General features: G+C 37.5%; 7 protein-coding genes and 2 pseudogenes. 3 read left to right on the forward strand and 6 right to left on the reverse strand.

Going from position 1 to position 8,457, the window contains the following annotated elements; all coding sequences use genetic code 11:
• Positions 1 to 213: 213 nt before the first annotated feature.
• The 3 genes from FFR48_RS22530 (at position 214) to FFR48_RS22540 (ending at position 2,814) form a co-directional block, all read left to right on the forward strand.
• On the forward strand, positions 214 to 1,470 hold the full coding sequence (locus tag FFR48_RS22530) for a RuBisCO small subunit-like domain-containing protein (RefSeq protein ID WP_137668907.1): 1,257 nt from the start codon (positions 214 to 216) through the stop codon (positions 1,468 to 1,470).
• Between the two features lie 165 nt (positions 1,471 to 1,635).
• Positions 1,636 to 1,941, forward strand: a complete 306-nt coding sequence (locus tag FFR48_RS29635) for an HNH endonuclease family protein (protein ID WP_347237725.1) — start codon at positions 1,636 to 1,638, stop codon at positions 1,939 to 1,941.
• Positions 1,942 to 2,112: 171 nt separating this feature from the next.
• Positions 2,113 to 2,814 (forward strand): Uma2 family endonuclease, encoded by a 702-nt coding sequence (locus FFR48_RS22540; protein WP_137668909.1) that lies wholly within the window; start codon positions 2,113 to 2,115, stop codon positions 2,812 to 2,814.
• Positions 2,815 to 2,979: 165 nt separating this feature from the next.
• On the opposite strand, the gene FFR48_RS22545 is transcribed toward FFR48_RS22540, so the two are convergent.
• The 6 genes and pseudogenes from FFR48_RS22545 to FFR48_RS22565 form a co-directional block, all read right to left on the reverse strand.
• Positions 2,980 to 4,128 (reverse strand): glycosyltransferase family 4 protein, encoded by a 1,149-nt coding sequence (locus FFR48_RS22545; RefSeq protein WP_137668910.1) that lies wholly within the window; start codon positions 4,126 to 4,128, stop codon positions 2,980 to 2,982.
• Between the two features lie 327 nt (positions 4,129 to 4,455).
• Positions 4,456 to 6,117, reverse strand: a complete 1,662-nt coding sequence (locus FFR48_RS22550) for an MFS transporter (RefSeq protein WP_137668911.1) — start codon at positions 6,115 to 6,117, stop codon at positions 4,456 to 4,458.
• Positions 6,101 to 6,349 (reverse strand): annotated as a pseudogene (locus tag FFR48_RS30630) (DNA repair protein RecO); the annotation flags it as partial. The pseudogene FFR48_RS30630 and the gene FFR48_RS22550, both read right to left, overlap by 17 nt.
• A gap of 74 nt (positions 6,350 to 6,423) precedes the next feature.
• Positions 6,424 to 7,039 (reverse strand): annotated as a pseudogene (gene recO / locus FFR48_RS22555) (DNA repair protein RecO); the annotation flags it as partial.
• Between the two features lie 48 nt (positions 7,040 to 7,087).
• Positions 7,088 to 7,774 (reverse strand): deoxyribose-phosphate aldolase, encoded by a 687-nt coding sequence (deoC, locus tag FFR48_RS22560; RefSeq protein WP_137668913.1) that lies wholly within the window; start codon positions 7,772 to 7,774, stop codon positions 7,088 to 7,090.
• A gap of 81 nt (positions 7,775 to 7,855) precedes the next feature.
• Positions 7,856 to 8,457 (reverse strand): DNA cytosine methyltransferase (locus tag FFR48_RS22565; RefSeq protein ID WP_137668914.1); only part of this gene is annotated, 602 nt, incomplete at its 5' end.

Consider the following 8,457-nt stretch of genomic DNA (forward strand, 5'->3'; position numbering starts at 1 on the left):
ATTTAAAACAAGAAGCGGTCAGATTGATCGTGTTAGCCTGTGGACTAGATAGTGCCGACACTGCTAGGGTGAAACAGGAAGAAAAAGCCAACTTTTGTTAGCATTAGTTAGCTTTTTTGTATCGGAAAAATCCCCCAAACGATTTTAAGTTTTAATTTTGGTTTTCAGTCAAAAGTCAAAACTTTGATAATAACTTTCTTTTATAATAAAATTATGGGTTACTACATCTCCCCTAGGTTTCTGGATAAAATTGCTGTTCACATCACCAAAAACTTTTTAAATATTCCCGGTGTGCGAGTTCCCTTAATTTTAGGGATTCATGGAAAAAAAGGTGAAGGTAAATCTTTTCAATGTGAATTAGCATTTGAAAAAATGGGTATAGGTGTCACCCTCATTTCTGGAGGAGAATTAGAAAGTCCAGATGCAGGAGATCCAGCACGGTTAATTCGTTTGCGTTATCGAGAAACCGCAGAATTAGTTAAGGTGCGGGGTAAAATGTGCGTCTTAATGATTAATGATTTAGATGCAGGTGCAGGACGCTTTGACGAAGGTACTCAATACACAGTTAATACTCAGTTGGTAAATGCAACATTAATGAATATTGCAGATAATCCCACTGATGTACAATTACCAGGAAGTTATGATGCTAACCCTATTCGTCGTGTTCCCATTATTGTTACAGGAAATGATTTTTCTACTCTCTATGCACCATTAATTAGAGATGGAAGAATGGAGAAGTTTTACTGGGAACCCAACCGTGATGATAAGGTAGGAGTTGTGGGGGGAATTTTTGCGGAAGATGGACTTTCACAAAGAGAAATTGAACAGTTAGTAGATACTTTCTCTCATCAGTCTATTGACTTTTTTAGTGCTTTGCGTTCTCGCATTTATGATGAACAAATTCGTGATTTTATTCATCAAATAGGTTATGAAAAAATCTCAATGCGAGTGGTTAATAGTGTAGAACCACCACCAGAATTTAAGAAACCTGATTTTAGTTTATCCCATTTAATTGAATCTGGTAATTTAATGGTAGGTGAACAAAAACGGGTGGAAACTTCCCATTTAGTTGATGAATATAATCGTTTAAATCGGGGTAGACTTTATAAATCTCAAGCTGTTGTTAAAGAAACACCTGTTAGTCAACCTGTAACTAATGGAAATGGAAATAATAGCATTACAAATAAAAGTCATTTAAGTTTAGAGACACAGGAACAAGTCCGGCAAATTTTATCCCAAGGTTATAAAATTGGTGTAGAACACGTTGATGAAAGACGTTTTCGCGCTGGTTCGTGGCAAAGTTGTGGTACTTTACAGATAGATGGTGAATCTGATGCGATTTCAACTTTAGAATCTTGTTTAGCTGAATATAGTGGTGAATATGTGCGGTTGGTAGGTGTTGATCCGAAAGCAAAACGTCGGGTGATGGAAACTATTATTCAGCGTCCAAGTGGGAAGGGGAGCAATTAGGAAAATATTGGATTTTAGTAGTAATTATTTATCTCTATTAGTGGGGTAAATAATTACATTTTTATATTAATTTTCTTTGGAAAAATTACACAGGTTTTAGAGCTTTTAAATGATGTTTGTGAACAATTTGATACGAACAAATCTGGTTCGGATTGGGAATACTTTATAGGGATAAAATCTGATTTTGATAAACCAGATCAAATAGATAAATACATAAAGATGCTTGGTAATCTTACCTTGCTAGAAAAACCTATTAATGCTTCAATACAGGATAAACCTTTTCAAATTAAGAAAAATGCCTATCCAAAATCTAAGTTTTTAATTACTAAATCAATAGGAGAAAAAGTTAATATTGGTTCAAATACATCAATTGATCGTGCAGTCCAAGATTTAGAACCATTTGATAACTGGAACTCTGAGTCAATAGAAATGCGTCAAGATATTCTTGCTCAATTAGCCACAAAAATTTGAGATATTGATATAAATTCGTAGTGTAACAGTAATTTATGTCGTATTAATTGATAGAGCAACCAAATACAAATTTTAACAATCAGGTTTAATAATTTTGTTTTTTAGTTCAAACCAACCTACATAAATTTATGTTAAAATCCAAAAATTACAACTTGATGCCATATCAAATTTATGATCATTGCACAAGAATTAGAAACACAAGAAAACATCTCCCAAGATGTAATTTTTCCCCCTGGTGATTTATATAGTGATGAACCCCCCGTGGAAACAGAACTGCATCTCAGACAAATAATCCTACTTTTCCAATGTCTAGAATGGTTGTGGAAAGATAGAAATGATTTCTATGCTACTGGAAACATGAGCATTTACTATAGTCCTAACCAGAAAAAATCAGAATATTTTCGTGGTCCAGATTTCTTTGTGGTATTGGGAACTGAACGCAAAACCCGTAAAAGTTGGGTAGTGTGGGATGAAGATGGTAAATATCCTAATTTAATTGTCGAAATACTCTCACCCAGTACAGCAAATACAGATCGAGAATTTAAAAAAGAACTTTATCAAAATACATTCCGTACACCAGATTATTTTTGGTTTGATCCTTATACTTTAGAATTTGCAGGTTTTCATTTAGTAGATGGAGAATATCAACCTTTAATAGTAAATGAAAAAGGACATCTTTGGAGTCAACAGTTAGGTTTATATTTGGGTATTCATGATGGTTTATTGCGATATTTCACACCCGCAGGAATTTTAGTTCCTACACCTGAAGAAAGCGCGGAAGCAGAAGCAGAAGCACGAAAATTAGCGGATCAAAAAGCATCCCGTTTAGCTGACAAATTGCGAGAGTTAAATATTGATCCTGAGACTATTTAAGACTATTTAAAGTTTATCAATAATGGACAATTGACAAATTACCTCTCCCTTCAAATCAGAGAATGGAAAAATCAGCATTTTTGGCTTTTTCCCCTTGAAGGGGGAGGTTTTAAACCCTGAATGAAACACTTATCAATTATCAATTGTCAATTGTCAATTGATCACTTAAACACCCCAACCTAATGTTACAGGACGCTTTGCTAAAACTTGTGTATAAAGTTCTGCTAAGGAACTGATATTATCACTCAGGGTATAGCGTTCTAAAACTCGTTTTCTTGCTTTTTGCCCCAACATGGTTGTTAACTCTGGATGATCTTGGAATAGTGGTAAAAGGGTTTTGAGTTGCGATCGCACAGTTTTAGAATTAATTACTACCCCAGCACCTTTTTCCAATACCTCCCCATCTGCACCGACATCAGTAGCTAAACAAGCTAAACCACAGGACATTGCTTCTAACAAAGACAGGGATAAACCCTCTACCAAAGAAGGTAAAATAAATACATCTGCCCCCCGTAAAATTTCTATACGGCGTTGTTCACTGGCCACAAAACCTAACCAGATAATGCCATATTCTGAGCCATAAAATGGTTCTAAAGATGCTCTCAAAGGACCATTACCCACTATTAAAAGCTTACTACTAGCAGCCATATCTGACTGTTTCCAAGCTCGTAATAGGGATTCTACATTTTTTTCCGGTGCAATACGGCCTTGGTAAACAAACAAACGTTCAGCATTAAATTCTTGTTTGATATGGGAAACCCCAGGGGAATATTTAACAGTATCAACACCATTAGGAATAACGGCGATTTTTTCTTCCCTAACTCCCATTTTTGCTAATAATTCTCGTTGAATTTGGGAAAATACGATCACCTTATCATAATTATCTAAAAAAGGTGCGTATAGCTGATAAGCTAAAAGTTGCGTACCAGAAATTAATTTTGCTCCTTTACCAGCAAAGGGAGTGTGAAAAGTAGCAATCAGGGGTAAATTTAATTCTTTGCAAATTTCTGGTAAAACAAAGTCCAGAGTGGATAAAGTCAAGGAAGCATGGACTATTTGTGGTTGTATTTCCCGCAATGCGTCTTTTAAAACCTTAGTGGCATTAAAAGCGGGAAGTGTGTAAACTTGGGACTTATAAATAAAAGGTAGGGGAACTTCTTTAAAATTTGGCCAGTTATCTGGTTCAGAGTCGTCTTGAGCAAAGTGAAGAAAACTTACATCATGTCCCCTATCTAATAATCCATTTGTAATTTCCCGACTATAGGTGACATTACCGCAAAAGGGTGATTTTTTTCCAATCCAGGCTATACGCATTCTTTAATTAGCTGTTGATAAAATCGGTTTGAAATGATTGGGGTTTTATACTTAGCTGTTTTTATCCCGTGATACTTGCTGCTTTTTGTGCATCAATAAATTAATGCCATATCTTTATTAAATATCCCAGCTATCAGCCAAGTCAAATAGCAAATTTATGGCTTTATTTGTGGTGTTTTTAAGTTGGGAATTAATCAACTTGATCGCCAATCAATTAGGATCAGGTTTCATTAATCCTCAGCAAGTATGTCCTGAATTTTCGCTGGATTAAGTTTAGCACGAAAACCAGTGATTTTATTAACTTTTTGATGATTGACTAACTGATAACTAGGTACGGGAGTTATACCAGGTGAAGATACCTCCGAAAAAGACGATCACAGCCAAGGACAAAAAGACTGATTTTAAGCCAATGAAAGTTTCCGCTACACCTGCTAAAGCTAAAGGTAGAGTCAGGGCAATATTAACCACATTATTTTGCAGTCCAAACACTTTACCGCGCATTTCTGGGGGTGTTTCGGTTTGGATAGCGGTTTGCATGGGAATACCAACCAAAGCGCCAAACACACCTAATAAAGTTATGAAAAGCAGCACTAGCGATAGCTGGGTTGTGAAGAGTGAAAGACCAACTAAAGATGCAGCCATACCCAGACAACCCCAGAGGCTAAGTTGTCGATAGGAAAAACGTTGACCAAATTGGCCGAGAATTGTCGCGCCTCCTGCAATACCAACACCACCCGCTGCAAGTAAAAAACCGAATTGGGAAGCTTTTAAATTAGGGATAATTTCTGCCATGCGAACGGCGAGAACGGTTAAAGCTGCAAACACAGAAAATAAGATAATTAATTGTAAAAGAGCATTGCGGACGCGGTGATTTTCTTTGAGGTAACGTAAACCGTCCCGCAGGTCTTCAAAAACGTGAGGAAATTCTGTTTCTGGCGAGTGCGGTTTTTCGTTGGTTTTGAGGAGGAATAAAATCATGCCAGCGATCGCATAACAACCACCAACTAAAATTTCTTTACCTAGTCCCCCACTACCGCCAAATTTTGCCCAAATACTATCAGCTAAAACTAACACTGGTTCGCCCACAGCAAAACCAACAATTACCGATGCCATCATCGTTGTTGTGTACAGGGAATTAGCAGAAAGTAAATGTTTTTCTTCCACCACTAAAGGAATGGCTGCTTGTTCTGCTGGTGCGAAAAACTGTGTTAATGTGGAAACCAAAAAAGTCACCAGTAAGATCATTAAAAAACCCACTGGCAAAACTCCCACAGGCTGCCAATCATGGGTTAACCACAGTAAAAAAGGAATTGCTAAAACGAGGATACCGCGCCAAATATTTGATGCTACCAATACAGCTTTTTTTGACCAGCGATCCACAAACACACCAGCCACTGAACCAAACAAAACTGCGGGAATGGTAAAGATCATCATTAACGCTGACACCCAAGCACTGATACTTTGACCACCTTGTTGAAACTCACTGTTAATCAAAGCAATCATCAATACTAGATATACTTTATCAGCCAGTTGACAAAAAACTTGTCCTCCCCACAGTGCTAGGAAATTTGGGTTTTTTAATACAGGAAAAAATCCCTTTTCTTCCACATCACTTGATGCTGAATTTCTACCTGAACCAGAACCGTTTAATGGTAATGTTTCTGTTTCTAGGGGTGATGTTACTTGTAAACTTTTTTCCGTAATATTAACCTTAGTATTAACCTTACCATTTTCACCATTACTTGTTCCTGAAATTGGTGAATCTATATCTGATGGTTGAGGTATATTCACATCAAGTTCTGATGTCAAATTTTTCTCATCAGCAACTTCTTTGAGAGACATTTCTGGACTATTAATTTTGCCAGAGTTGAGGGGTGAAACAGAACTTAAATGATTAGGTCTTGAAGATTCTGATACCCTATTCTTGTTGTTAGCTTGGCTAGGTGATAAAGGCTGAATTTTTCGATCCAAATCAGACGATTGCATCATGGTTAGCGGCAAAATAAGAATCTATCAATGTGGCAGAGCGAATAGGGCGACCCAGGTGATACTGGGTGTACTGGCGCAAAATTTGCTCAACAGATAACCAGCCATCATCTGCGGCTGCATCTATTTGCATTATCCCTGGTTGGGACAAATGTTGGAGCATTTCTAATTCTTTTGCACCCAAACGACGGGAAATTTTTGGTAGGTCTTGGTGATGGAAAAGGGTTTGATAACCCGCTTTGGGGGAATTATTGGCCGATGGAGAAATTTCTGCTTCCTGTTTTCTTTCTTCCTGTTTTTGCCGTTCCCTTTGTTTTCTTAACTGTTCCCACGCTTGTAAGCAAACTGTTCCCCCCGCAGCAATGCTAAAACCTGCTTGCCAGTTGGGGTTGGTCAGGTCTGGAGTTAGGGGACGCTGGGTTAAGCAACAAAATTGCACTTGTGGGGTTAATCCTGCTAAAGCTAGGAGGTGAAATACTCCATGCGCTAAATATGCTACTACATCTTGTCCTTGATTTTTTGGTAAAGCTTCTAAACGCTGGAGATGTTCGTTAAGTACCTCATAAAGTTCTTCTTGGGGATGTTCGCTTAAAGCTTGACACAGAACTATTTCCGCTAAATATTGACTAGCAGCTAATTTTCCCAAGTCTTTGGTTAGACCTGGGTAGGTTTTTATAGTTTCGGCTTGAGTAATTCTATTGAGAGTTGATGTAGCTGGTTGTGATAATCGCCCTTGAGAAATGAGCAGTTGATTAACTACAAACATTCCACTTCTCCCACCCAGACTGGAGTTATGTTTCCGTGAACCAGGAGCGATCGCCCGAATCAAACCAAATTCTTTGGTTAAAATTGTCACTATTTTATCTGACTCTCCTAATGCCTGGGTTTTCAGATTAATACCAGTTGCTTGATAAGTTCTACTCATTAGTCACCAGTCATTAGTTATTTTTACCCAGTCCCCAGTCCCCAGTCCCTAATCACCAGTCACCTCTTCTTGGCGATCGCGCTGACGCAGTAAGTCTATACCGCGAGATGTTCCTAATCTGGTAGCACCAGCCATAATTAAATCTAAAGCGTCGTTATGGGTGCGAATCCCTCCTGATGCTTTAATTCCCACCCTGTCCCGTGCTATTTCTTTTAATAGGCGTACATCTGCTACAGTTGCTCCTCCATTCCAACCTGTACTGGTTTTTAAGAATGCAGCACCCGCATCCATAGCTAGTTCGGCTGCAAGTTTTTTTTCTGCATCCGTGAGTAAACTGGTTTCTAAAATTACCTTTACAGGTTTTCCAGTTTCTTCACAAATTGTAGCAATTTCCTGGTGTACTTCCTCGCTTTTACCTGCTTTCAACCAACCTAAGTTAATCACCAAATCTAACTCTGTTGCACCATTTTCCACAGCTTCTTGCGCTTCATATAACTTCACGGCTGAAGTCGTCAAACCAGTAGGAAAACCAATCACAGTACAAACTTGGGGGTTTTTGTTGTGCAGCAGTTGGGCAGCTTGTTTGACATAACAGGGATGGATACAAACCGATGCAAAATTAAATCTATATGCTTCTTCACACCATCTTTCAACCTGCTTTGGGGTAGTAGTTGGTAATAGCAGGGAGTGATCGATAAATGGCGCAATATCAATGTTGGGGGAGTCTGCTGCCATTGTTAAGTCTGCCAGTTAGGGATTATTAATCTTTATGAAAATTTAAGATGTTTCTTCTCTATTAAATCATATTTGGAGGAGTCAGGAGTCAGAAAACTTTTTAATATACAAAAAATCAAGTATACTTTGAGCTAATGCTTTCCCTGCTAAGTACGGAACACCATTACCCACGGTTTTAAACATATTCGTAAGTGACATATTTTCTGGAAGTGAAAAATTAGCGGGTAAAGATTGAATAGCTAAAGCTTCAGATACAGAAATACGTCGCACTTTGTAAGGATGTAAATGTACTTCATTATTTCCATAACAAGCTGTAGGAGAATAACGCCATCGGTGCAAACGTTTAAATGATTTTTTAGAATCATCTCCTTCAGCAATAGTTAAAAATTTAGTGATACCTGCTCGTGGGTGAAAATAATGTTTTGAATTAGGATGATTAAGCACATTATTTTTTATAAACCAATATTCAACAGTTAATTCTTGGGGAATATTATCAGGACAATAGGTGATAGAATTTTCTTTAAAAGGTTCGGTTTTATTCCAAGAATATGCAAACACTTGATTTTGAGGATATAAAATATATTCTTCCCAAGGAAAGGTAAAATCATCAATTTCCATACAATTGAGCAGATTATTTTTAAAACCTATTAAAATAATTCTATCTCTATCTTGAGGTACACCAT

Source organism: Sphaerospermopsis reniformis (assembly GCF_005402885.1).
Classification (GTDB): domain Bacteria; phylum Cyanobacteriota; class Cyanobacteriia; order Cyanobacteriales; family Nostocaceae; genus Sphaerospermopsis; species Sphaerospermopsis kisseleviana.